This window comes from Bradyrhizobium sp. 164 (assembly GCF_023073715.1).
Lineage (GTDB): Bacteria > Pseudomonadota > Alphaproteobacteria > Rhizobiales > Xanthobacteraceae > Bradyrhizobium.
Genome location: NZ_JADPKA010000040.1, coordinates 13,243 through 36,729 on the forward strand (window position 1 = coordinate 13,243; position 23,487 = coordinate 36,729).

A 23,487-nucleotide genomic window follows, 5' to 3' on the forward strand; every position below is an offset into this window, starting at 1 on the left:
TCGAAGATCGATTCTCGAGCCTGGCGCTTTGTTCGCGTGAGTCAGCACCCCCAGCTTCTTTGAGAGCACGCCGTTTTGGGGTGGAACGCGACAGCCTTTTTACCCTCGATTCCGAACGGCGGTTTCGACCAGAGGCTCAATGTCCTTCACCAATCTCGGACTATCCGAAAAAGTCCTCGCCGCAGTGGCGGCCACCGGTTACACCACCCCCACTCCCATCCAGGAACAGGCGATCCCCCACGTCCTCGCACGCAAGGACGTGCTCGGCATCGCCCAGACCGGCACCGGCAAGACCGCGGCCTTCGTGCTGCCGATGCTCACCATCCTCGAAAAGGGTCGAGCCCGGGCGCGCATGCCGCGCACGCTGATCCTCGAGCCGACCCGCGAACTCGCGGCGCAAGTGAAGGAAAACTTCGACCGTTACGGCGCGGGCCAGAAACTCAACGTCGCGCTTCTGATCGGCGGCGTCTCGTTCGGCGACCAGGATGCCAAGCTGACGCGCGGCGTCGACGTGCTGATCGCAACGCCGGGCCGCCTGCTCGACCATACCGAGCGCGGTGGCCTCCTGCTCACCGGCGTCGAGCTGCTCGTCATCGACGAAGCCGACCGCATGCTCGACATGGGCTTCATCCCCGACATCGAGCGCATCTGCAAGCTCGTCCCGTTTACGCGGCAGACCCTGTTCTTCACCGCGACCATGCCGCCGGAGATCCGGCGCATCACCGAGGCCTTCCTGCACAATCCGCAGAAGATCGAGGTCTCCAAACCCGCCACGACAGCCGTGACCGTCACGCAGGCCCAGGTGCCCGCTGGGCGCGAGGCGCACGAGAAGCGCGAGTTGCTCCGCCGCCTGCTGCGCGAGGCCAAGGATCTCAAGAACGCGATCATCTTCTGCAATCGCAAGCGCGAGGTCGCCATCGTTCACAAATCCCTTCAGAAGCACGGCTTCAGCGTCGGCGCCCTGCACGGCGACATGGACCAATCGGCCCGCACGGCGGCGCTCGAACAGTTCCGCAAGGGTGAGTTGCCGCTCTTGGTCGCCTCCGACGTCGCCGCTCGCGGCCTCGACATTCCCGAGGTCAGCCACGTCTTCAATTTCGACGTCCCCCACCACGCTGACGACTACGTCCATCGCATCGGCCGCACCGGCCGCGCCGGCCGCACCGGCACGGCGATCTCGATCGTGACACCGCTCGACCAGAAGTCGATGGCGGCGATCGAGAAGCTGATCGGCCAGAGCATTCCGCGCGCCGAGGGTGACTTCGAGGTGCACGGGAGCACGACCGAACACAGCGAGCGCCCGCGCGAGTCTCGCGGACGGGACCGCGAGCGCTCCCGTGGCGGACGGGGCAAGCCGCGTCGCGGCCACGAGCCGCGTGGCGACGCGCCGCAGCCCTCCGAGGCAAGGCCTTCGGTCGATGCAAGCCCCGCGGCCGAAGCCCGGCCCGCTCGCGAGCCAAGGGCTGCACGCCAAGCGCGGCCTCCCCGCGAAGCACGGCCGTCATCTGAGCCGCGTCAGAGCGCGCGCCATCAGGCCAATCCGTCGCACGTGCCCTCGATCGGCCGTCCCGAACCGCGCCGGCAGCGGGAGGTCGACGCCGAGCCGGGCGATCACTCGCATCTGCCGGCATTTCTGCTGCGGCCGGTTCGCTCCCCCGCCGGAGCCTGAAGCGCGACACGCGCTTTTGGTTTCGGTTGAGGAAAAACGCCCCACACTTTTTTCGGATGCATTGGCGAACGTATATTTACGGGGCGTTCACGATCGTCCGTTAGCCTAGGAACATAATTTAAGCATTGCTGCGGTCGGGGGCGCACCGACCGCTGCGGGGTATGTTCCGTGGTCAAGGTTCTCGACGAACACGAACGCACGATGGCGTTCGCCGAAGTGGCGCTCGGCCAGATTCGATCGCTCCGGCAGACGGCAATTCCGCGCAATTACGAGATCTGGTACGTCTACGCCACCGGCTACAACGCACCGCTCAACAAGATCATCAACGAGACGCTGGCGCGCAACGGCAAGCTGACCGAAGCCGATCTCGAGCAGATCTACGAGACCTATCTCTCCCATATCAAGACCACCGACCGCATCGATAAGGTGGGCGCGCGCGTCATCGGCGAGATCGACGACGTGATGAAGGTTCTCGGCGATGCGCTCGGGATGAGCGGCGCCTACGACGCCAGCCTGTCGGGTGCGACCGAGAAACTGTCGTCGGCCAAGGGCCGCGACCAGATCAAGGCGATCGTCGAGACGCTGCTGCGTTCGACCAGCGAGATGCGCGAGGCCAACAAGGCGCTGGAAGGCCGCCTGATACTATCGAGGAACGAGATCAGCAATCTCCAGCAGAGCCTGGAGGCGATCCGCGCCGAGAGCCTCACCGATCCGCTCACCGGCCTCGGCAATCGCAAATATTTCGATCGCATGATCGGCATGGCGGTGCAGAGCGCGCTCGCCTCCGGGGAGCCGCTGTCGCTGCTGCTGTTCGATATCGATCATTTCAAGTCATTCAACGATTCCTACGGCCACCTCACCGGCGACCAGGTGCTGCGCCTTGTCGGCTTGTCCCTGAAGCAGACCATCAAGGGCCAGGACATCACCGCGCGTTATGGCGGCGAAGAATTCGCGGTCGTGCTGCCCAACACGGCGCTGCGCCAGGCACTCACGGTGGCCGATCACATCCGCCGCGCGGTGATGGCGAAGGAACTGAAGAAGAAATCCACCGGCGAGATTCTCGGCCGCGTCACCATCTCCGTCGGCGTCTCCATGCTCAGGCAGGGCGACGACACCGACGCCCTGATCGAACGCGCGGATGCCTGCCTCTACGCCGCCAAGCGCAACGGCCGCAACCGCGTGATCTGTGAAGTCGATCCGGAATACGCGGTCGAGACGCACAACCGGGTGGCGTAGGCCCGACCCTCGCTGTCATTCCGGAGCGCACCTCTTGGCGCGAGCCCCGAGAATTACGCCTTTCGCTTTGCACGCTTGCGCACCGCAAACTTGTTGAGCGATCTTTTTGACGAAGTTTTCTGGCTGGGCTTTCCGGCGGGCGCCTTGGCAGCTTTGCTGACCTTCTTCGTCTTCGGCCGCTTCTTGACCTTGGCGCGCTGGGCGGCAGCGAGCGCTGCCCTCGCCCATTGTGCCAGCTCCTCGGAATCGTCGAACAAGCGCGCGGGCAACTGCCAGTAGGAGTTCACTGTGACTGTCTTGGCGCGGGTCGAGTATTGGAACGGCCTTGAGCCTTCCGCCTCGAAATTCGGGATCGTCATCTCGTCGGCGCGGAAGAACAGCCCGGCGCGCAAGGACAGCGCGAAGTTGATGCCCTCGGCGGAGATGCCGTAGCCGGAAAACATTTTGCGGATCGTGACGGGACCGAAATCGGCGAACAGGTCGATCAGGAATTCGCGGTCCATGGGTATCCCGGAGCGAGCAGGCCAGCCACTATACCACTGCCGTCATTGCGAGCCAACGGGTCCGCGCGAAGCGCGGCCCGATGACAGGCTCCGCGAAGCAATCCAGACTGCCGAGGCAGAGACAGTCTGGATTGCTCCGTCGCATCAGCGCAAAATTGCTACGCAATTTTGTCGCGAGCTCCTCGCAAGGGCGGGGAAAACTACCCGTCGACCTTCGCCGGCCGCAGCTCGACCGACTCGCCGCAGCCGCAGGCGGAGACCTGGTTGGGATTGTTGAAGACGAACTGGGCCTGCATCTTGTCGGCCTTGTAGTCCATCTCGGTGCCGAGCAGGAACAGCACGGCCTTGGGATCGACCAGTATCTTGACGCCCTTGTCCTCGACGACCTCGTCAGTCGGCCGGATCTCGTGGGCGTATTCGACCGTGTAGGACTGGCCGGCGCAGCCGCCGTTCTTCACGCCGACGCGCAGGCCGACGATCTCGGAGTCCGCGCGCTGGGTCAGCTCCGTGATCCGCTGCGCGGCGGCGTCCGTCAGCCGCATCACCTGCGGGCGCGCCCGCCGGGGCTTTGGTGTCGAAGCTGGTGTCGAGCCTGACGAGATCTGGGTCATGTTATCTATGTGGTCCGTTGCGAGGCGAATTCAATGCGAGCTGAGACCGTCACCACATATTGAGCACGAGGCGCGCCTCGTCGCTCATGCGCTCGGGCGACCACGGCGGCTCCCAGACGACCTTGACGTCGACCACGCCGACGCCCGGGACGCTGGCGACCGCGTTCTCGACCATGGTCGGCAGCTCGCCCGCAGCCGGGCAGTTCGGTGTCGTCAGCGTCATCTGCACGTCGACCGAACGGTCGTCCTTGATCTCGACCTTGTAGATCAGGCCGAGCTCGTAGATGTCGGCCGGGATTTCCGGATCAAATACGGTCTTGAGGCCCGCGATGATCTCGGTGGTCAGACGCTCGGTCTCCTCCGGCGGCAGCGCCGAATGGGTCTCCATCGGATTGGCTTTGATTTCGGCCGTGTCACTCATGCGAACAAATCCCGCGCCTTCAGAAGCGCTTGTGCCAGATGATCGACTTCTTCCCGCGTATTATACATGCCGAACGACGCCCGGCAGGTGGCGGTGACGTTGAACCGCTCTAAAAGCGGCATCACGCAATGGGTGCCGGCGCGCACTGCGATGCCCTGACGGTCGATCACGGTGGCGACGTCGTGGGCATGCGCGCCCTTGAGCTCGAAGGAGATCACCGGCCCCTTGCCGCGCGCAGTACCGATCAGCCGCAGCGAGTTGATCTCACGGAGCCGGTCCTGGGCGTAGGTGACGAGATCGCGCTCGTGCGCGGCGATACGCTCCTTGCCGATCGAATTGACGTAATCGATGGCGGCACCGAGGCCGATCGCTTCGACGATGGGCGGGGTGCCAGCTTCGAACTTGTGCGGCGGGTCGCCATAGGTGACCCAGTCCTTCGCAACCTCGCGGATCATCTCGCCGCCACCGTTGAAGGGGCGCATCGCGACAAGATGCTCATGCTTGGCATAGAGCGCGCCGATACCGGTCGGGCCATAAATCTTGTGGCCGGTGAATGCGTAGAAATCGCAGTCGAGATCCTGCACGTCGACGGGCAGATGCACCGCGCCCTGTGCACCGTCGACCAGCACGGGAATGCCGCGCTCGTGGGCCAGTCGCACGACCTCCTTTATGGGAACGAAGGTTCCGAGGGCGTTCGACATCTGGGTGACGGCGACCAGCTTGGTCTTCGGCGTCAGCAGCTTCTCGAACTCGTCGATCAGGAAGTTGCCTTCGTCATCGACGGGCGCCCATTTGATCACCGCGCCATGGCGCTCCCTGAGGAAATGCCAGGGCACGATGTTGGAATGGTGCTCCATGATCGAGAGGACGATTTCGTCGCCCTGCTTGATGTTCGGCTCGCCCCAGGACGACGCCACGAGGTTGATGGCCTCGGTGACGTTGCGGGTGAAGATGATCTCTTCTGTGCGGCGGGCATTGACGAATTGCGCGACTTTTGCCCGCGCGCCCTCATAGGCCTCCGTCGCCGCATTTGCGAGGTAATGCAGGCCGCGATGCACGTTAGCGTATTCGCTCGTATAGGCCTGCGTCATGCGGTCGAGCACGGCGCCGGGCTTCTGCGCCGAGGCGGCGTTGTCGAGATAGACCAGCGGCTTGCCGTAGATCTGCATGGCGAGCGCGGGAAAATCCTGGCGCACGCGCGCAACGTCGTAGGCGCCGTTCTTGACCGCCGGATGCGTGCTCATGACCGGCGCTCCAGCCAGCGCTCGGCAATGCCGATCACATGCTCGCGCAAGCCGTCGTCGGCGATTTGCTCGATCGCCTCGCCCACGAAGGCCTGGATCAGCAGCGCCTGGGCCTGCTTCTCCGGCAGGCCGCGCGCCTTCAGATAGAACAAGAGGCTGTCGTCCAGCGCGCCGGCAGTGGCGCCGTGGCCGCAAGAGACGTCATCGGCAAAGATTTCCAGTTCGGGCTTGTTGTCGGCTTCCGCCTCGTCCGAGAGCAGCAGCGCGCGGGTCATCATCTTGCCGTCGGTCTTCTGCGCATCGGGACGAACGATGATACGCCCCTGGAATACCGAATGAGCGCGATCGTCGATCACGGCGCGAAAAGTCTCGCGGCTGACGCAGTTCGGCACGGCGTGGTCGACGACCAGTGTGGTGTCACCATGCTCGGTCTGCTTCAAAAGGTTGACGCCGTTGACGGAGAGCTCGCTGCCCTCGCCCGCCAGTGTGATGAAGCCCTGCAAGCGGCTGACCGCCGCGCCGCTGGTCATGTTGAAGAAGTTCAACTTCACATTGGCGCCGACCGTCACGAACTGCGAGGTGACGTTCACCGCGTCAGGCGCATCGTCCATCAGGCGAATGTGTGCAACATCGGCGTCGTCGCCAACCTTCACCAGCACGGCATCGTTGACCTGGTAGGCCTTGCTACCTGCCGCAACGAAGCTTTCGACGATGGTGGCGCGAGCGCCCTTCCCGATAGCAACCTGCGAACGGGTGAAGCTCGAGGCGGAAGCCGCGGTTGCGATGTGGATGATCTGGATCGGCGCGGACAGCTGCGCGCCGTCAGCGATCGACAGCACGACGCCGTCGGTTGCCATGGCGGCGTTCAGCGCGATCACGGCATCGGTGAGCGCCGTGTTGAGGAGACCGGCATCGGTCTCCAGCGTCTCCCGCAGCGTCTTGAGGCTCGTCTCGGAGCCGAGCGCCTTCACGTCGGACAGATCGGCCGCGAACACGCCGTCGACCAGCACCAGCTTGCGGGCGCCCGCGATGGCATGGGCCTTCACCGCGTCCGCGGCGCGCTTCAGCGCGGCCGCGTCGGGGCTGGCCGCCAGTGGCAGCACCTCGCTGACCAGCGCGCGCAGATCCGTGTATTTCCATTCCTCGAGCCGGCGGTGCGGCAGGCCGAGCCGCTCATAATTCTCGAAGGCTTCGCGGCGCGCCGCGATCACAGCAGGCGGACCCGGCAAGCGGCCTTCGACGCTGGCGAAGAGATCGCTCACCGCACGGCCCTTTCCGGTCTTTGCCACAGCAACGTTCATTGCAAAATTCCTTACGCGGCGTCCTCGAACTGGGCATAGCCGGACGCTTCCAGCTCCAGTGCCAGCTCCTTGCCGCCGCTCTTCACGACGCGGCCCTTCGACATCACGTGCACGACGTCGGGCACGATGTAGTTCAGCAGCCGCTGATAGTGGGTGATGACGACCATGGCGCGCTTCGGCGAGCGCAGCGCGTTGACGCCGTCGGCCGCGATGCGCAGCGCGTCGATGTCGAGGCCGGAATCCATCTCGTCGAGGATGCACAGGCTGGGCTCGAACAGCGCCATCTGGAGCACCTCGTTGCGCTTCTTCTCGCCACCGGAGAAGCCGACATTGACGCCGCGCTTGAGCATGTCCTGCGGGATGTTCAGCGACTTCGAGACCTCGCGGACCTTCTTCAAAAAGTCGGGCACCATCAGTTCGCTCTCGCCGCGAGCCTTGCGCTGGGCATTTAGTGCGGTACGGAGGAAATTCATGGTGGTAACACCGGGAATCTCGACCGGATACTGGAACGCCAGGAACACGCCTTTGGCGGCGCGCTCGTGGGGATCCATCTCCAGGAGATCCTCGCCCCTGAACAGGATCTGGCCGTCGGTGACCTCATAGCCGGGTTTGCCGGCGATGACATGGGAGAGCGTCGACTTGCCGGAGCCGTTCGGCCCCATGATGGCGTGCACCTCGCCCTCGTTCACGGTCAGCGTCAGCCCGTGGAGGATCTCACGCTCCTCGACACGAACCTTCAGGTCTTTCACTTCAAGCAAAGGCATTGTTGGTGTCCAGTCTATTCAAATGAGGCATGGAGCGCCTAAGCGCACCGCGAGGGTCGGTGTTAACCGACCGACCCTTCAAGCGAGATCGAGATCAGCTTCTGCGCTTCCACCGCGAACTCCATCGGCAGCTGCTGAAGCACATCCTTGACGAAGCCGTTGACCACGAGGCCAACCGCCTCTTCCTGCGAGAGACCGCGCTGGATGCAGTAGAACAGCACGTCCTCGGAGATCTTCGACGTCGTCGCCTCGTGCTCGAACGTCGCCGAGGAGTTCTTCGCCTCGATGTACGGCACGGTGTGCGCGCCGCATTTGTCGCCGATCAGCAGGGAATCGCAGGCGGTGAAGTTGCGCGCGCCGGTGGCTTTCCGATGCGCGGTGACGAGCCCACGATAGGTGTTCTGCGACTTGCCGGCGGCGATGCCCTTGGAGATGATGCGGCTCGACGTGTTCTTGCCGAGGTGGATCATCTTGGTGCCCGAATCGACCTGCTGGAAGCCGTTCGAGATCGCGATCGAGTAGAACTCGCCCCGCGAATTGTCGCCGCGCAGGATGCAGCTCGGATATTTCCAGGTGATCGCCGAGCCCGTCTCGACCTGGGTCCAGGAGATCTTTGAATTGGCACCGCGACAGTCGCCACGCTTGGTGACGAAATTGTAGATGCCGCCCTTGCCTTCCGAATTGCCCGGATACCAGTTCTGCACCGTCGAGTATTTGATCTCGGCGTCGTCGAGCGCGACGAGCTCGACCACGGCCGCGTGCAGCTGGTTCTCGTCGCGCTGCGGCGCAGTGCAGCCCTCGAGATAGGAGACGTAGGAGCCCTTGTCCGCGATGATCAGCGTGCGCTCGAACTGACCCGTGTTGCGCTCGTTGATGCGGAAATAGGTCGACAGCTCCATCGGGCAGCGCACGCCGGGCGGCACGTAGACGAACGAGCCGTCCGAGAACACCGCCGAGTTCAGCGTCGCGTAGAAATTGTCCGAGGTGGGCACCACGGTGCCGAGATACTTCTGCACCAGCTCGGGATGCTCGCGGATCGCCTCCGAGATCGGCATGAAAATCACGCCGGCCTTCTTCAGCTCCGCCTTGAACGTGGTCGCAACCGACACCGAATCGAAGACCGCGTCGACCGCGATCTTACGGCGGGCCGGATCTTCCTCGCCAACCTTCGGCTCGACGCCTTCGAGCATGGCGACTTCCCGCAGGGGAATGCCGAGCTTTTCGTAGGTCTTCAGGATCTCCGGATCGATCTCATCGAGGGAGCTGACCGTCTTCTTCGGCTTCGGCGCCGCGTAGTAATAGAGGTCCTGGAAGTCGATCTTGGGATAGTCGACCCGCGCCCAGGTCGGCTCGGTCATGGTCAGCCAGCGCCGATAGGCTTCCAGCCGCCACTGGAGCATCCAGGCGGGTTCATTCTTTTTTTGCGAGATGAACTCTACGGTCTCTTCCGATAGCCCCTTGGGGGCTTTCTCGGAGTCGATCAGGGTTTCAAACCCATAACGATATTGGTCGACGTCGATGCGCTTCACGCGCTCGACCGTCTCTTGTACGGCTGGCATTCCATCCTCCGCTCGCGGTTTCAAGGACCGCGGTGGATCAAACTCGGACGAGTATTACGTTTATTACGATGTTCTCTGGCGGAAAGCACGCGCCTAGAATCGTTCAAGCTGTGTTTCGTCGCCTAGCTCTTAAGTAGGTTATTACCGAGCTTTCGCCAAGCCTCCAACGCCCTATTGATCTCTTCCAGTTCCGTGGACCAGCCAAGACTGAGGCGCACCGCTCCTTGGGCCACGATGGGATCGTACCCCATGGCCGAGAGCACGTGGGAGGGCTGGACCTTTCCCGATGAGCAGGCCGAACCTGACGACACGGCGACGCCTGCAAGGTCGAAGCCGATCACAGCAGTCTCGGCCTTCAGCCCTGGTGCGGTGAAAAGTACGGTATTTGGCAACCGCTCCACACCGTCGGCGAGGATTGTCGCCCCGGCCGTGGCGCGAAGCCCATTTTCCAAATGATCTCTGAGGGTTGCCATTCGTTTCAGATCCTCCGGCAGAGTCTGAAGCGCCCGTCTGACCGCCGCGCCAAAGCCGGCGATCCCCGCGACATTCTCGGTGCCCGCCCGGCGGTTGAGCTCCTGCCCGCCCCCCCGCAGGACCGGCGCCAGACCGGCGAGCCCTTCTGCCATGACCAGCGCGCCAACTCCCTTGGGGCCACCGATCTTGTGCGCAGAAAAGGTCGCAAGGTCTGCACCCACAGCCTTGATATCGAACCGAATTTTGCCAAGCGCCTGGATCCCATCGACATGCAGGAGACCGCCGGCCTCATGAACGATCCGCGCAGCCTCAGCGACAGGCTGAAGCGCGCCCGTCTCGTTGTTCGCGGCCATAATGGAGACCAGCGTCGGCGGGCCAGCGTTGAGCTGGGCCCACAGATCGTCGAGATCGACGACACCGGAGCGCGTTACCCGTATCTGTCGGATCCTATCCGCCGGGAACCGGCCGCCCGCCAGCACCGAGGCATGCTCGACCGCGGAGACCAGCAGTCGCTCGACGGGTCCGCCGGACGGCCCCCGCAGGCCGGGCGACAGCGCCAGCGCATTGGCCTCGGTTCCAGCGGATGTGAAGACGACGTTGCGCGGCTGAGCGCCGACCGCCGGTCCCAGCGCGGCACGCGCCTCCTCGATCAGCCGTCGTGCCTCCCGCCCCTCGGCATGGACGGAGGATGGATTGCCGATCAGGTCGTATGCAGCCAGCATCGCTGCCCGCGCCTCAGCGCGGAGCGGCGTGGTCGCGTTCCAATCGAGATAGACGCGGGTCGGCATTGAGTAATATATTACCTCACATCGCAGACGGCGTTGCGCCATCTCGACATGGGCCGCGGGCACGCCCTTGGCAACCATGATTTGCGAATGTGCGGCCACAGTTGACGCGGTCATGACACGCTAACGTCTTGAACCCGTTGGCTGATGTTCAAGATGCTTGCTTTTTGACCCTCAGCCTATGTTAGAACGCGCACCGTCAAGTCACCGCGCGCCGTCAGCGCATCACCGCTGCGCGCGCCTCCTCGCCCTTCATTCGCGCTTTCGTCGGCATCTGCCGGTGAGGCCACAATCGGTTGATTGCCGAGGTCGTCTCCAGGAAATCAATCAAGAGATCATCGATGCCCGAAGTCATATTTACCGGCCCCGCTGGCCGTCTCGAAGGCCGCTACCACCCGGCCAAGCAGAAGAACGCGCCGATCGCGATGATCCTGCATCCGCATCCGCAGTTCCACGGCACGATGAACCATCAGATCGTGTACCAGTGCTACTACGCCTTCGCGCATCGCGGCTTCTCCGTGCTGCGCTTCAATTTCCGCGGCGTCGGCCGCAGTCAGGGCTCGTTCGACCATGGCACCGGCGAATTGTCGGATGCGGCGGCAGCGCTCGATTGGGCGCAGACCATCAATCCCGAGGCGCGCGCCTGCTGGGTCGCCGGCTTCTCCTTCGGCGCCTGGATCGGCATGCAGCTGCTGATGCGCCGCCCGGAGGTCGAAGGCTTCATCTCGATCGCGCCGCCGGCCAACCTCTACGACTTCTCGTTCCTTGCGCCCTGCCCGTCCTCGGGCCTGATCGTGCATGGCGAAAAGGATGCCGTGGTGCCCCCTAAGGATGTCAACACGCTGGTCGAGAAGCTGAAGACGCAGAAGGGCATCGTGATCGACCAGCAGGTCATTCCCGGCGCCAATCACTTCTTCGACGCCAAGCTCGAGCCGCTGATGGAAACCATCACGGCCTACCTCGACATGCGCCTCGCCAGCGTGCGCTGAGGCCTTCCGGCGTAGACGTGTTCGTGGCATGGCTGCGGACCGTCAACGCTGGAGATTGCGAGCGATGAAGGCGTATCTGGTTCTTGACCTGTCGGTGAACGACCACGTCGGTTTCAAGACTTACATCGCTGAAATCCCGGCATTCATTGCCAAGCATTCAGGGCGGTACATCGTGCGCGGCGTCGAGCCGACCACGATCGAAGGCGACTGGGCGCCCGAGCGCCTCGTCATCATCGAATTTGCGGAGCGCGAGAAGGCGCAAGCGTTCCTCGACGATCCCGACATTCAGGATCTCTTCAGGGTGCGGCACGCAACGACGACAAGCAGGCTGCTGCTTGCCGACGGTTGCACCTGATCAGTATGGGCTGACTACGCCAGCTTGAGCGCGACGATCCCCGTCAGCACGAGTGCGATGCCCGCAAGCTTCACCGCGCTCAAGGTCTCGCCGAACAGCACGACGCCCATCAGGAACGTGCCGGCCGCGCCGATGCCGGTCCACACCGAATAGGCAACGCCGACCTCGAGCACTTTCAAGGCACGCCCGAGCAGGAAGACGAAGGCGGCAAGCAGTACGAGCGAGGCGATGCTCCAGCCTGCGCGCGTATATCCTTCCGCATATTTCATTGCGATCGCCCAGCCGACATCAAGCGCGCCGGCGATCACCAGCATGAGCCAGGCCGTGGACTGCGACATCGGCGTAGCCTCAGGCCGCGAGCTTCAAGAGATGCGCGTCGTGGCGCACCAGGAACGCCCGCAGCAATTGCGGATAGTCCGCGCCGACCGCAGAGCGCACGCTCGGACGCTTCGCGAGCTCGGCCCGCCACGCGCGGACCTTGGGCAGATCGTTGAAGATTCCGAGCTCAATCAATTCATCGAACACGTCGAAATAGCGGAAGATCGGGGCAAACACTGCATCCACGAGGCTGAACGCGTCGCCCGCGAAATACGGCCCTACACCAAGCGCGGCTTCCACGCGCGCGAATTTGGCCGCGAGCGCCTGGCGCTTGCTCTCGAATGTTGCCGGATCGGTCGTCGTCTCCAGCCCCCAGAGGTCGCCGAGGATCGCCGAGCCGAACTCCATCCAAGCGCGATGCTCGGCACGTTTCAGCGCATCCGTCGGGTGCAGCTTCGCACCGCCTTGTGTGTCTTCGATGTACTCGCAGATCACGTTGCTCTCAAACAACGCAACCTCGCCCTTGTCTGTCGCAACCACCAGCACCGGCACCTTGCCGAGCGGCGACAATTTCAAGAACCAGTCCGGCTTGTCAGCGAGATCGATATCGATCCGCTCGAACGGCACGCCCTTCTCCTTGAGCGCGATCACGGCGCGCTGCACGTAGGGGCAAAGCTTGTGACTGATCAGTTTGAGCGGAGCGGTCATGGTGGCGATCCCGACAGTTAAATGCAACTGCATCTAGATAGATGCAGATGCATGCACATGTCAAGATCAATGCACTTCCGTCAACTGCCCGTGATCTTCAAGGCCGTGCAATCACCCCACCCGTCATCGGCATCGGCACGCCCGTCGTTGCCGGATAGGATAGCGGCAGGCCCTTGAGGCCGCGCGCGGCAAGGAAACCGAAGGCCTGCGCCTCGATAGCGTCGGCGGCCCAGCCGAGCGTCTCCGCGGCCTCGACCGTCGCCGAGCCCACCCGCTCCCGGAGCATCCGCAGCATCGTGAGGTTGCGGGCCCCGCCGCCGCAAACGATCCAGCTGCGCGGTCGTCGCGGCAGCAGCGGTATGATGCGGGCGATCGCGGCCGCAGTGAACGCGGTCAGCGTCGCGGCGCCGTCGGCCGGTGCCATGTCGCCGAGCTTCAGCGCGGCAAAGTCGTTGCGATCGAGCGACTTTGGCGGCGGCGCTGCGAAGAACGGCAGCGCCAGTGCCCGCGCGATCCAGGCCTCATCAGCCTTGCCGAGCGCGGCGAACCTTCCCTCCGCATCGAACGCCTGGTTCATGGTGCGGTACATGAAGTCGTCGAGCAGCGCATTGCCGGGGCCGGTGTCGCAAGCGATCAGCGTGTCGCTGCCGTCGATATAGGTGATGTTAGAGACGCCGCCGATATTGATCACCGCGATCGGGCCCTCGCGCTCCAGCGAATTGGCGAGCGCCCGATGATAGACCGGCACGAGCGGCGCGCCCTGCCCGCCGGCATCGACGTCGGCGGCGCGGAAATCATACATGACCGGGATATGAATCGCCTTGGCCAGCGCCGGCCCATCGCCGATCTGCACCGTCAGCCGCTGTTCGGGCCGGTGCAGCACGGTCTGGCCGTGGAAGCCGACGATGTCGATGTCCTCCGGCCTCATCCGGTTCTGCGCGACGAAAGCGGCGACCGCCTCGGCATGGGCCTGCGTCACTGCGCGCTCAGCCTCGGTCAGGATCCCAGGCCGGGCATCACGTTGCCGTAGGTGCACGGCCTCGCTCAGCGCCTGGCGCAGCAGGTTGCGCTCGGCCGGACCATAGGGCCGGTAGCCGGTCGGTCCGAACGCCTTGACGTGCTTTCCGTCGGTTTCGATCAGCGCGACATCCACCCCGTCCAGCGAGGTGCCGCTCATCAGACCGAGTGCCGTCAACATCATGGACCAGCGTCCTCAAAGGCCCACCCTGGCATGCCGATCTTGTGCCAGAGGGACACATCTTATAATGCCACTGCGCCAAGTGGCGGGTGGCAATCGAGTTCCCACGCAAGATCCTTAAATTGCTCCCAAAACAGTAAACCAAGAATTGTCAGGCACGCCGACAAATGACTGCATTCAAATCGGATTTCCTCAACACCCTGCAGGAACGTGGGTTCATCCACCAGTGCTCCGATTTCGAGGGGCTGGACGCGCTCGCCGCTAGGGGCGAGGCGACCGCCTATGTCGGCTACGATTGCACCGCCCCCTCGCTACATATCGGCAACTATCTGACCATGATGATGCTGCACTGGCTGCAGCAATCCGGCAACAAGCCGATCACGCTGATGGGCGGCGGCACCACCATGGTCGGCGATCCCTCCGGCAAGGACGAGACGCGCGCGATGCGCACGGTCGCCGAGATCGAGGCGAACAAGGCCTCGATCCGCGGCGTGTTCGCCAAGGTGCTGCGCTATGGCGAAGGCAAGAGCGACGCTGTCATGCTCGACAACGCCGAGTGGTTGACCAAGCTGAACTGGATCGAGATGCTGCGCGACGTCGGCCGGCATTTCTCGGTCAACCGCATGCTGACCATGGACTCCGTGCGGCTGCGCCTCGAGCGCGAGCAGGAGATGAGCTTCATCGAGTTCAACTACATGGTCTGCCAGGCCTACGACTTCGTCGAGCTCGCCAAGCGCACCGGCTGCCGCCTCCAGATGGGCGGCTCGGACCAGTGGGGCAACATCATCATGGGCGTCGATCTCGGCCGCCGCATGGGCACGCACCAGTTGTTCGCGCTGACGACGCCGCTGCTGACGACCGCGTCCGGCGCCAAGATGGGCAAGACCGCGCAGGGCGCGGTCTGGCTCAACGCCGACCAATTCTCGCCGTATGATTTCTGGCAGTACTGGCGCAACACCGAGGATGCCGACGTCGGCAAATTCTTGAAGCTGTTCACGACGCTGCCAATCAGCGAGATCAAGAAGCTCGAGACCCTCGGCGGCTCGGAGATCAACGAGGCCAAGAAGGTGCTCGCCACCGAGGCGACTGCGCTGCTGCACGGCCGCGATGCCGCGAACGAGGCAGCAGAGACCGCGCGCCGCACCTTTGAGGAAGGTGCGCTCGCCGAAAGCCTGCCGACTGTGGAAATTCCGCGTGGCGAGCTCGACGATGGTCTCGGCGTGCTCAGCGCCTTCGTTCGGGCGGGCTTGGTTGCCTCAAACGGCGAAGCCCGCCGCCAGATCAAGGGGGGCGGCCTGCGCATCAACGACGCCCCCGTCACCGACGAGAAGATGGCACTCTCGGTGGCCAATCTGACACCGGAAGGCGTGATCAAGCTGTCGTTCGGCAAGAAGAAGCACGTCCTCATCAAGCCTGCATAGGCGTATGAGCTTTTCGCTGCTTGTCAGGGCGCGGCGAAGCGCGCTCCTTGACCGGCAATGGACCAGAACACGCCCAGGCAGGCCGAGGACCGCGCAGCGGCTGCGCCGGGAGGTGCCGTGCGGACCGCGCTCGTCGTGCTCGCGCTGTGTTTCGCGCTGGCTGTCCTTGGCCGCGGCCTCAGCGAGAGCTTCACCGTCTTCCTCAAGCCCATCTCCGAAAGCTTTGGCTGGGATCGCGCGCAGGTCGTCTCGATCTATTCGCTGACCTGGCTCGTCAGCGGACTGACCGCGCCTCTGGTCGGGCGGCTATTCGACCATTCCGGTCCCCGCGTCGTCTATGCGCTCGGACTGTTCCTGCTCGGCTCGGCCTTCCTGATTGCGGGCCATGCGCAAGCGCTCTGGCAATTCCAGCTCTCGATCGGACTGTGTGTCGGGATCGGGGTCGCCTTCATCGGCAACGTGCCGAATTCGATTCTGCTCGGCCGCTGGTTCGGGCCGCGGCTGCCGACCGCGATGGCCGTGGTTTATTCGGCAATGGGCGGCGGCGTGCTGGCGCTGCTGCCGGCCTCGCAGCTCCTGATCGATCACATCGGCTGGCGCGAGACCTATCAGCTGTTCGGCTTCGCTGCGCTGGGCCTGCTGGTGCCGCTCATGCTGCTGCCATGGCCGCTGTTCGCTGCCGGCTCGCCGCACGTGACCAAGAAGACCGATCCAGATTTCGTTGACAACGGCTGGACGCTTGTTGGCGCCATGCGCCATCACGCCTTCTGGGCGCTGTTCTCGACCTTCTTCTTCACCGCGGTCGGCATGTACGCGATCGCGGCGCAGATCGTGGCCTATCTGATCGATGCCGGTTTCCCGCCGCTTCAGGCCGCGACTGCCTGGGGCTTCTCCGGCGTCGTGCTGGTGTTCGGGATGTTGGGGGTCTCCGCGCTCGACGGGCTGATCGGGCGCCGGCCGTCGGTGCTGCTGAGCTACGCGATCTCGATGCTCGGCATCTTCCTGCTCTGGCTCTTGCAGTATTATCCGAACATCATCCTGCTCACCGGTTTCGTCGTCTGCTTCGGCAGCATGATGGGCTCGCGCGGGCCGCTGATCACCGCAACCGCGATGAAAATCTTCCAGGGAAAACGGGTGGGCACCATCTATGGCACCATCTCGATCGGCAGTGGCCTCGGCTCAGCATTCGGCTCCTGGAGCGGCGGCCTGATCCATGACGCGACCCATGGCTACAACGCGCTGCTCGCCTTCGCACTTGCGAGTGTGGTGCTCGGGATGATTCCATTCCTGGTCGTGCCTGCCTTGCGACGGTAGGTTTCCCAGGGGTAACTTGAGTTCGTTTGCGTCACCGGAAAATTACGGATGGGCACGACGCCAACACAGGAAAAAATGCGGATCGCGCGCGACTGAGGGCGGAGCCTGCGGTGTTTTGTCCGACATGACGAAAATGTCAGCGCGGAATTGATCCTGATGGCTTGCGAGGCGGAATCGAATACGGTCCAAGTCGCGCATTGGATGGAGGGCACAAACCAATGAACTTTCCCTATCTCACTCGCTTTCAACCGGTTCTCCTGAGCCTGTTTCGCTTCATCACCGGCCTCTTGCTGTTCCAGTACGGCGTTGCGAAGATCTTCAAGTTTCCAGTGCTTCCTTACTTCGCCAACATCCCGCCGCTGATCTGGACGGCAGGCGCGATCGAGCTGGTGCTCGGTGCGCTCCTGATGCTCGGTCTGTTCACCCGCCTCGCGGCTTTCATTCTCTCGGGTGAGATGGCCTTCGCCTACTTCATGGGCCACATGTTCAAGGGCGAAACGCCGGTGTTCCTGCCGCTGCTCAACGGCGGCACCGCCGCCATCCTGTTCTGCTTCGCCTGCCTCTACCTCTCGGCAGCCGGCGGCGGCTCGGTCAGCGTCGATGCGGCGATGGGCAAGGAAAGCGATTCGACCGGCGGCGCCTACGCGCGGCGCTGACGCGCTCGCGGATTCGAAGGAAAGACAGGGCACCGGCGCATTTGCCGGTGCCGGCTCAACGCGCGCCCAGCACGTTCCAGATGAGAACGAGAGCCGCCACGAGCAGCACCGACATGATGATGCGGTGAACGAATCGACTCATTGCTGTCCCGGCAAGGCTCGGCCACACCAAAATCCAGCATCAATTCTTCCCGCGATTGGATGCGCCATGCGCAGGCGCGGCGCGTTTGCGCATGCGACTGCGAACGCCGCATGCATGGCAGCGCGTTGCCCGCGTCCGTTCATGATTGGTAAGAACTTCATGCTACCGACGCGAGCAATAACCACCATTCGTTGAGACCGTGATGCAACTGCTCAGTCATCTGAAGATCCGCCAAGCTTGCCAGCATGGTCTGCCTCGCGGCGCTCACGGTCACGGCCATCATCGGGGTATCGGCCGTGCTGAGCAAGGGCCGCATGATGGAGGACCGCGTCCAGCAGATGCGGACGGCGGTGGAGCTCCTCTATAACTACGCGCAATCGCTCCAGGACGAGGTGACAGCCGGCAAGCTCACGCAAGCCGAGGCCAAGAGCTTGTTCCATCAACGCGGCCGCCGTATGAGTTTCAACGGCGGTCAAGGCTACCCGGTGGTCTATAATCAGGACACCTCCCTGGTCGTGAACGGCGCCAATCAGCAGCTCGAAGGCAAGATCACCGGCGCCAAGGATTCCAACGGCGTGTTGATTGCCGACGCCATCATCAGGGCCGGCACCGACACCGCGCAGGGTGGCGTGACCTCCTATCTCTATCCCCGCCCCGGCCAGACTGAGCCGGTCCGCAAGACCGTGTTCGCGCGCAGATTCGCGCCTTGGAACGTGACCATCAGCTACGGACTCTACGTCGACGACATCGACGCCGACGTGCGCGCGCTGACGCTGGAGCTCGCCGCCATCGGCGTCGGCCTGATGCTGCTGATGGCGATGCTGTCCTGGCTGATCGCCCGCGACGTGCTCGCCGCGCTGGACCGCCAGAAGAACCGCATGCATCAGATCTCGGAAGGCGCCATCGACAAGGCGGTCGAAGAGACCGACCGCGGCGACGAGATCGGCCGCATGGCCGAGACGCTCGAAGTGCTCCGGCAAACCGCGCTGACCGCGCGTAACCTGGAGGCCGAGCAGGTCGCCACCAAGGCCCGTAACGAGCAGGAGAAACGCGATGCCTTGATCGCGCTTGCCGACCGCTTCGATGCGTCCGTCGGCCAGCTGGTCGGGCTGATGGCTTCGGGCTCCGGCGAACTCGAGGCGACCGCCAAGTCGATGTCCTCCACCGCCGAAGGCACCAACCGCCGCGCCGCCGTGGTCGGCTCGGCCGCTACGGAGGCCAGCCAGCGCGTCCAGACCGTCGCGGCCGCCGCCGAAGAGCTCTCCTCTTCCATCACCGAGATCAGCCGTCAGGTCGCGCAGTCCGCCGAAGTCACCGGACGCGCGGTGGACAGTGCGCGCCGCACCGACACGATCGTGCGCGCGCTGTCCGACGGTGCCCAGCAGATCGAGCACGTCGCCGAGCTGATCTCCAGCATCGCGGCACAGACCAATTTGCTCGCGCTCAACGCCACTATCGAGGCTGCACGCGCAGGCGAAGCCGGTCGTGGCTTTGCCGTGGTCGCCTCCGAGGTGAAGTCGCTCGCGAGCCAGACCGCGGAAGCCACCCGCGAGATCGGGGACAAGATCGCCCAGATCCAGGGCGCGACCAAAGAAGCGGTGGACGCAATCGGCGGCATCACCGCCACCATCGAGGAGGTCAGTCGCATCGCGACCTCGATCGGCGCGGCCATCGAGGAGCAAGGTGCCGCCACCGCCGAGATCGCCCGCAGCGTGTCGCAGACCGCAGAAGCGACCCAGGAGGTCACGACCAATATCAGCGCCGTTAGCACGGCTGCGAACGAGACCGGCAACGCTGCCGGCATGGTGCTCGCGGCCGCCTCGAGCCTCTCCAAGCAGGCCGAACAGCTCTCCGGCGAGGTCGGGACGTTCCTGGCTGGCGTGCGCGCGGCGTAAGTTTCCGACCCCCACATGCGTCATGCCCGGGACAGGCCCGGGCGTGACGGACTCTTGAGTCCCGCTTCTATCGCCGCGCCAGGCTGCAACCGCTCGACAGCTGCCGCGTCGAACCGGTCGACCCGTCGTTCGATTGCGACTGGAATTCCTCGAATGGCGAGTTCTGCTTGCCGGTGTTGAACTCGAAGATCTTGCGGAACAGGCCCGGCGCCATTGCCGAGATCGGATTGACGCGCATCACGGGCGCGGCCGGGGTGCCGACGACCTCGTAGGTCACGCCGATCAGCCCCTCGTTGTTGCCGCCGCCGAGGAAGATGCCGAACAACGGGATCTGGCCGAAGATGTTGTTGACGCCATACATCGGCACGAAGGTGCCGCTCATGCACACCTGGTTGCCGGGATAGTCAATCGAGCCCTCGATGGTGGCGCCGATCATCGGTCCCTTGACGACGCCGTCGCGGATCGTGAGCGCGCCATTCTGACGGGTGAACTCGGCGCGGAGCGCGCTGAAGGAGACGCCGTTGCCGGTGCCGTTGGGCGCGCCGGCAGCAACGCGCTCGAGCTGCGCCTCGCCCTTGACTGTGAAGTCGCGCACGTTGATGAGACCCTCGCGCGACGTGTTCGGCTCGGATGTCGGCGGCTCCATCGCCACCACCATCTGGCCGCCGACCGCCTTGGTATAGGTATCGGTGAAGCGCAGCAGCGCGCCGGCATCGTTGGTCTGGAGATAGATCACTTCACGGCTGCCCTGCGCGCGCCCACCGCGCAAATCGGCTGCCACCGGCGTATCACGGCCGATCTTGCCACTCAGCGTGAAGGCTTTGACGGCGCCGTTGCGTTTCGACATCTTGGCATCGACGCTGCGCATCGCCTCGCCGTTGAAGCCGGCGACGGCGCCGAGCTTCACGTCGATGTCGAAATCGATGTTCTTCAGCTTGTTCTTGGCATCGTCCTTGGAATTGCCTGAGATCGCCGACTTCAGGAAACCGCGGCCATCGAACACGTCGCCGCGCATGGTGCCGCGCACCACGCCGTCCTGGCTGCGCTCCACCTTCAACGAGGCCTTGTCGCCGTCGGAGGGCGAATAGGTCGGGAAGTTTGCGTTGATGAGGTCGCCATTCGCATCGATCTCGAGCGAGCCCTTGATCGAGGCGCCACCGCCCTCGATGACGATGTCCTCGAAACGCGTCGATTGCGCCGCCGGCACCACTTTGAAGCTGGCCTTGCCGGACTTGCCCGGCAGCTTGACCCAGCCGGGCAAGATGTTGTCGAGCTTCACCGAGGTCAGGTCGGCCTCGACGCCGAGCTTCGTCGTCTGATCCGCGCCGCTCGCGATCTTGCCCGACAGCTTGATCGGCAACGATCCACTCACGGCAGGGCTGAGATCGAACCCCAGGCGCGCGCGGCTGGCATCGTCCAGCGTCGCCTGCAATCTGACGTCCGCATCGCCCTCGGCCGGCTTGCGATAGTCGAGCGAGGCGGCCTGCCCGTTGATCTTGACGTCTCCCTTGACCTGATAGCCCTGGTTGCTCGCGATGATCTTGAGGTTGTTGGCCTCCAGCTTCTGGTTCATCACCAGCTTGTCGGCGGCAAAGCCGTTGAGCTCGGCTGTCACGGCATAGGTGGTGTCGGCCCTGGTCAGCTCGCCCTTGACCGGCATGCCGAGCTGGATGTTCGCCGAGAACGTCCCCTTGCTGGTATTGGGATCGACGACGGTCGAAGACAGATCGCTCAGGCGATCATTGGAGAGCATTTCGGCCGCCGCGGGCACCGGTCCGTCGACGCGAAATCTCGTGCGCGACGGCGACGGCTTGGGCGCCATGTCCGGCACCTCGAAAGTGAAGTCGGAGATCGTGATCTTGCGGCCGGCGGGCGTATCGGCAATGCCCTGCCCGATGTTCACGGTCGCAGTGCGGCCGGTCACGCGCGCCTTCAGATCGGCATCGTGCACCACCGGCATGCCGTCCACCGGACGCACCGCGACACCGCCTGCCACGATGTTGACCGATAGGCCGTCGTCGGGGATGGGAGGCCCCTTGCGCGGAAGGTTCTTCACCGGCGAGTTGACGCCGATCTCGATGCGCTGGAGCGTGCCGCGCTCGATCCGCTCGATCACCCATTCACGCAGCTCGGGAACGATCAATGTGGGCCACATCCGCTTCAGCGCGGAGGCCGACATCGGCGTTCCCGCAAAGCCGAGCGTCAGCCGCGGCTCGCCCGAATAGTCGATGGCACCGGTGCCGGCGACACCGATCTCGCCATTGCTGATATCGGCCTGCGTCAGCAAGAGGCGCTTGTGGTCAGTGTCGAAACGGAAACCGATCGCAATACGGTTGAAGACGAGCGGCGGCTCGTTGTCGATGCCACCAAGCAGGATTGAGCCGCCATTGAAGCCGAGCTGCCAGTCATTGGTGGCGCCATTCGGTGGCTCGAGATGCCCGAGCAAGGTCAGGCGGTTGGCGCCGGAGAGAATTTTGAACGGAGCGACCAGCACCCGCCGGTTCGCGTCCCACTCGACGTTGATCTCGGCCGAGTCGATCGCCATCGGATAATCGGGCGTGTCCGTGTCGATGATGTTGCCCGCGCCGACCGCAATCTTGCCGCGGAAGTAGGTCGGCACGCCGTCGCGGCCGAGTTCGCCCTTCAGCTCGCCCGTCAGCGGCAGGTCCGCGGTATAGGTGAGATCCTTGACCCGCAGCGCCAAGAGGATGTTGGAGGTCGAGACCTTGTCGGCGCGGATGTCGACCGAGCGCACGCCGTTCTCGGCCGGCCCGATCGTGGCGCGCAGCATCCACGGGCGCGCGCCCTCCTCGCCGAGACTGAGCGCGACGCCGCCACTGCTCGGGCGGCGCAGGCTGAGCGTGATGTTCTCGAACGACCATTTGCTGCCGCGCTGCTGGTCGTCGACGATCAGATTGCCGTTCTTCAGGCCGATCTCGTTGAGGTTCTGGCCGTCGAGGCCGGTCATGCTCAGACTGTCGAGCCAATCGAGGCCCTGAAGAATTCCGCTCTGTGCGGTCGCCTGGGGAGCAGCCTGGGATGGGTCCGGGCCCGCAGGCGCTGTGGCGAATGGCGGCGGCGGGACGCCATTGCGTGGGAATGTCGGCGGCAAGCCTGCCTCTTTCTTGGAGGCCACGCCGGTTGCCAGCGGCTTTGCGGTATCGCCGGCCGAGACCGTGACGGTGCCGTCAGGTGCGATGCGGATCGCGAGCTCGGCATCGACGAGATTGAGGCTTTCTGCGCGCAGGCGCCCCATGAGGAGACCCGTACCCGACAGCTTGACCTCGGCCTTCGGCGCACTGGCGACGATGGCGTGATCGCGGTCGCGGACGACGATGTCACGGATGCGGACGGCGATCCGGACCCGCCCCGCCCGCTCGATTTGGGTGCCGCCCACCTCTACGGTGTTGCCGTGGCCGATATTGTCCTCGATGGCGGCTGCCAGCCACGGCGTTGCAATGTCGAGATTGATGGGACCGGCGCCGAGCCGCCACCACAGCGTGCCGAAACAGCCGACGAAAATGACGACGAGGACGCCAACGACGACGGCCAGCCGCTTCAGCCAGCGGCCGCCGCCCAGCCAGCGACGCAAAGATCCAAACCCGTCACCGAGGCGATGGAAACCCGAATTGGAACGCGATAACAGCCGGCGCGCGCGATGGCCCGCCGCCTCCTCCTGATCCGGATCCCAATCGGCGTCATCCCATTCCTGCGGCTGTGATTGACCGCCGCGCCGATCGAAGTCCCGCGTGTAATCCTGGGGCGACTTATTCCTTGCCATTGCCTCTCGATACAGGCGTCCATCGTCGGATTGAGCGCCGCCGGGACCGCAGCCGTCGACGGGGAGCGAAGGCCCCTGCGCCGGCAATGCCGCCGTACTTCGAATATTCCTGCTGTTCGTCATTTCGCCCCGGCAGCGCGTTC

19 protein-coding genes and 1 pseudogene are annotated in these 23,487 nt (G+C 64.2%); 8 read left to right on the forward strand and 12 right to left on the reverse strand.

Annotation, left to right across the window (positions count from 1 at the left end; translation table 11 throughout):
* Nucleotides 1–139 precede the first annotated feature (139 nt).
* Both IVB01_RS14905 and IVB01_RS14910 read left to right on the forward strand, forming a co-directional pair.
* Nucleotides 140–1,669 (forward strand): DEAD/DEAH box helicase, encoded by a 1,530-nt coding sequence (locus tag IVB01_RS14905; RefSeq protein WP_247277213.1) that lies wholly within the window; start codon nucleotides 140–142, stop codon nucleotides 1,667–1,669.
* A 168-nt stretch (nucleotides 1,670–1,837) separates the two neighbouring features.
* Nucleotides 1,838–2,905 (forward strand): GGDEF domain-containing protein, encoded by a 1,068-nt coding sequence (locus IVB01_RS14910; protein ID WP_247277214.1) that lies wholly within the window; start codon nucleotides 1,838–1,840, stop codon nucleotides 2,903–2,905.
* A gap of 53 nt (nucleotides 2,906–2,958) precedes the next feature.
* On the opposite strand, the gene IVB01_RS14915 is transcribed toward IVB01_RS14910, so the two are convergent.
* The 8 genes from IVB01_RS14915 to IVB01_RS14950 all read right to left on the reverse strand — a co-directional run bounded on the left by IVB01_RS14915 (nucleotide 2,959) and on the right by IVB01_RS14950 (nucleotide 10,570).
* Nucleotides 2,959–3,408, reverse strand: a complete 450-nt coding sequence (locus IVB01_RS14915) for a TfoX/Sxy family protein (protein WP_247277215.1) — start codon at nucleotides 3,406–3,408, stop codon at nucleotides 2,959–2,961.
* Nucleotides 3,409–3,608: 200 nt separating this feature from the next.
* Nucleotides 3,609–3,950, reverse strand: coding sequence for an iron-sulfur cluster assembly accessory protein (locus tag IVB01_RS14920; protein WP_247277309.1), 342 nt, complete (start codon nucleotides 3,948–3,950; stop codon nucleotides 3,609–3,611).
* Between the two features lie 118 nt (nucleotides 3,951–4,068).
* Nucleotides 4,069–4,440, reverse strand: a complete 372-nt coding sequence (locus tag IVB01_RS14925) for an SUF system Fe-S cluster assembly protein (RefSeq protein ID WP_063683732.1) — start codon at nucleotides 4,438–4,440, stop codon at nucleotides 4,069–4,071.
* Nucleotides 4,437–5,684 (reverse strand): cysteine desulfurase, encoded by a 1,248-nt coding sequence (locus IVB01_RS14930; protein ID WP_247277216.1) that lies wholly within the window; start codon nucleotides 5,682–5,684, stop codon nucleotides 4,437–4,439. The genes IVB01_RS14925 and IVB01_RS14930 overlap by 4 nt, the downstream gene beginning before the upstream one ends.
* Nucleotides 5,681–6,985, reverse strand: a complete 1,305-nt coding sequence (sufD, locus tag IVB01_RS14935) for a Fe-S cluster assembly protein SufD (RefSeq protein WP_247277217.1) — start codon at nucleotides 6,983–6,985, stop codon at nucleotides 5,681–5,683. Before sufD ends, IVB01_RS14930 begins: the two co-directional genes overlap by 4 nt.
* 11 nt (nucleotides 6,986–6,996) lie before the next feature.
* Nucleotides 6,997–7,749, reverse strand: a complete 753-nt coding sequence (sufC, locus tag IVB01_RS14940) for a Fe-S cluster assembly ATPase SufC (protein WP_247277218.1) — start codon at nucleotides 7,747–7,749, stop codon at nucleotides 6,997–6,999.
* Between the two features lie 62 nt (nucleotides 7,750–7,811).
* Entirely contained in the window at nucleotides 7,812–9,308 is a 1,497-nt protein-coding gene (gene sufB / locus IVB01_RS14945) for a Fe-S cluster assembly protein SufB (protein WP_247277219.1), read from the reverse strand.
* Nucleotides 9,309–9,430: 122 nt separating this feature from the next.
* Entirely contained in the window at nucleotides 9,431–10,570 is a 1,140-nt protein-coding gene (locus tag IVB01_RS14950) for a cysteine desulfurase family protein (protein ID WP_247277310.1), read from the reverse strand.
* Nucleotides 10,571–10,908: 338 nt separating this feature from the next.
* On the opposite strand from IVB01_RS14950, the gene IVB01_RS14955 reads away from it, so the two are divergent.
* Both IVB01_RS14955 and IVB01_RS14960 read left to right on the forward strand, forming a co-directional pair.
* Nucleotides 10,909–11,556 (forward strand): alpha/beta hydrolase, encoded by a 648-nt coding sequence (locus tag IVB01_RS14955; protein ID WP_247277220.1) that lies wholly within the window; start codon nucleotides 10,909–10,911, stop codon nucleotides 11,554–11,556.
* A gap of 64 nt (nucleotides 11,557–11,620) precedes the next feature.
* On the forward strand, nucleotides 11,621–11,911 hold the full coding sequence (locus IVB01_RS14960) for a DUF1330 domain-containing protein (RefSeq protein WP_247277221.1): 291 nt from the start codon (nucleotides 11,621–11,623) through the stop codon (nucleotides 11,909–11,911).
* Nucleotides 11,912–11,925: 14 nt separating this feature from the next.
* On the opposite strand, the gene IVB01_RS14965 is transcribed toward IVB01_RS14960, so the two are convergent.
* From IVB01_RS14965 to IVB01_RS14975, 3 genes are all read right to left on the reverse strand, one after another.
* A complete protein-coding gene (locus IVB01_RS14965; RefSeq protein WP_247277222.1) occupies nucleotides 11,926–12,249 on the reverse strand; it encodes a multidrug efflux SMR transporter in 324 nt (107 codons plus the stop codon).
* A 10-nt stretch (nucleotides 12,250–12,259) separates the two neighbouring features.
* Complete coding sequence (locus tag IVB01_RS14970) at nucleotides 12,260–12,937, reverse strand: glutathione S-transferase family protein (RefSeq protein WP_247277223.1); 678 nt, start codon at nucleotides 12,935–12,937, stop codon at nucleotides 12,260–12,262.
* 97 nt (nucleotides 12,938–13,034) lie between these two features.
* Nucleotides 13,035–14,138: an anhydro-N-acetylmuramic acid kinase gene (locus tag IVB01_RS14975; RefSeq protein WP_247277224.1), complete on the reverse strand. Its 1,104-nt coding sequence runs from the start codon at nucleotides 14,136–14,138 to the stop codon at nucleotides 13,035–13,037.
* Between the two features lie 164 nt (nucleotides 14,139–14,302).
* Between IVB01_RS14975 and tyrS the strand changes: the two genes are divergently transcribed.
* The 4 genes and pseudogenes from tyrS to IVB01_RS14995 all read left to right on the forward strand — a co-directional run bounded on the left by tyrS (nucleotide 14,303) and on the right by IVB01_RS14995 (nucleotide 19,563).
* A complete protein-coding gene (tyrS, locus tag IVB01_RS14980) occupies nucleotides 14,303–15,556 on the forward strand; it encodes a tyrosine--tRNA ligase (protein ID WP_247277225.1) in 1,254 nt (417 codons plus the stop codon).
* 57 nt (nucleotides 15,557–15,613) lie between these two features.
* Nucleotides 15,614–16,870 carry an MFS transporter gene (locus tag IVB01_RS14985; RefSeq protein ID WP_247277226.1) on the forward strand — a complete coding sequence of 419 codons (1,257 nt, stop codon included), beginning with the start codon at nucleotides 15,614–15,616 and terminating at the stop codon, nucleotides 16,868–16,870.
* Nucleotides 16,871–17,088: 218 nt separating this feature from the next.
* On the forward strand, nucleotides 17,089–17,526 hold the full coding sequence (locus tag IVB01_RS14990) for a DoxX family protein (RefSeq protein ID WP_247277227.1): 438 nt from the start codon (nucleotides 17,089–17,091) through the stop codon (nucleotides 17,524–17,526).
* Between the two features lie 344 nt (nucleotides 17,527–17,870).
* Nucleotides 17,871–19,563 (forward strand): annotated as a pseudogene (locus IVB01_RS14995) (methyl-accepting chemotaxis protein).
* Nucleotides 19,564–19,630: 67 nt separating this feature from the next.
* On the opposite strand, the gene IVB01_RS15000 reads toward IVB01_RS14995, so the two are convergent.
* Entirely contained in the window at nucleotides 19,631–23,467 is a 3,837-nt protein-coding gene (locus tag IVB01_RS15000; protein WP_247449163.1) for a DUF3971 domain-containing protein, read from the reverse strand.
* Nucleotides 23,468–23,487 lie beyond the last annotated feature (20 nt).

Coding starts and splice junctions, on each gene's coding strand:
- IVB01_RS14905 (WP_247277213.1), top strand. CDS start 140: ATGTCCTTCACCAATCTCGGACTATCCGAAAAAGTCCTCGCCGCAGTG.
- IVB01_RS14915 (WP_247277215.1), bottom strand. CDS start 3,408: ATGGACCGCGAATTCCTGATCGACCTGTTCGCCGATTTCGGTCCCGTC.
- IVB01_RS14920 (WP_247277309.1), bottom strand. CDS start 3,950: ATGCGGCTGACGGACGCCGCCGCGCAGCGGATCACGGAGCTGACCCAG.
- IVB01_RS14925 (WP_063683732.1), bottom strand. CDS start 4,440: ATGAGTGACACGGCCGAAATCAAAGCCAATCCGATGGAGACCCATTCG.
- IVB01_RS14930 (WP_247277216.1), bottom strand. CDS start 5,684: ATGAGCACGCATCCGGCGGTCAAGAACGGCGCCTACGACGTTGCGCGC.
- sufD (WP_247277217.1), bottom strand. CDS start 6,985: ATGAACGTTGCTGTGGCAAAGACCGGAAAGGGCCGTGCGGTGAGCGAT.
- sufC (WP_247277218.1), bottom strand. CDS start 7,749: ATGCCTTTGCTTGAAGTGAAAGACCTGAAGGTTCGTGTCGAGGAGCGT.
- sufB (WP_247277219.1), bottom strand. CDS start 9,308: ATGCCAGCCGTACAAGAGACGGTCGAGCGCGTGAAGCGCATCGACGTC.
- IVB01_RS14950 (WP_247277310.1), bottom strand. CDS start 10,570: ATGCCGACCCGCGTCTATCTCGATTGGAACGCGACCACGCCGCTCCGC.
- IVB01_RS14955 (WP_247277220.1), top strand. CDS start 10,909: ATGCCCGAAGTCATATTTACCGGCCCCGCTGGCCGTCTCGAAGGCCGC.
- IVB01_RS14960 (WP_247277221.1), top strand. CDS start 11,621: ATGAAGGCGTATCTGGTTCTTGACCTGTCGGTGAACGACCACGTCGGT.
- IVB01_RS14965 (WP_247277222.1), bottom strand. CDS start 12,249: ATGTCGCAGTCCACGGCCTGGCTCATGCTGGTGATCGCCGGCGCGCTT.
- IVB01_RS14970 (WP_247277223.1), bottom strand. CDS start 12,937: ATGACCGCTCCGCTCAAACTGATCAGTCACAAGCTTTGCCCCTACGTG.
- IVB01_RS14975 (WP_247277224.1), bottom strand. CDS start 14,138: ATGATGTTGACGGCACTCGGTCTGATGAGCGGCACCTCGCTGGACGGG.
- tyrS (WP_247277225.1), top strand. CDS start 14,303: ATGACTGCATTCAAATCGGATTTCCTCAACACCCTGCAGGAACGTGGG.
- IVB01_RS14985 (WP_247277226.1), top strand. CDS start 15,614: ATGGACCAGAACACGCCCAGGCAGGCCGAGGACCGCGCAGCGGCTGCG.
- IVB01_RS14990 (WP_247277227.1), top strand. CDS start 17,089: ATGAACTTTCCCTATCTCACTCGCTTTCAACCGGTTCTCCTGAGCCTG.
- IVB01_RS15000 (WP_247449163.1), bottom strand. CDS start 23,467: ATGACGAACAGCAGGAATATTCGAAGTACGGCGGCATTGCCGGCGCAG.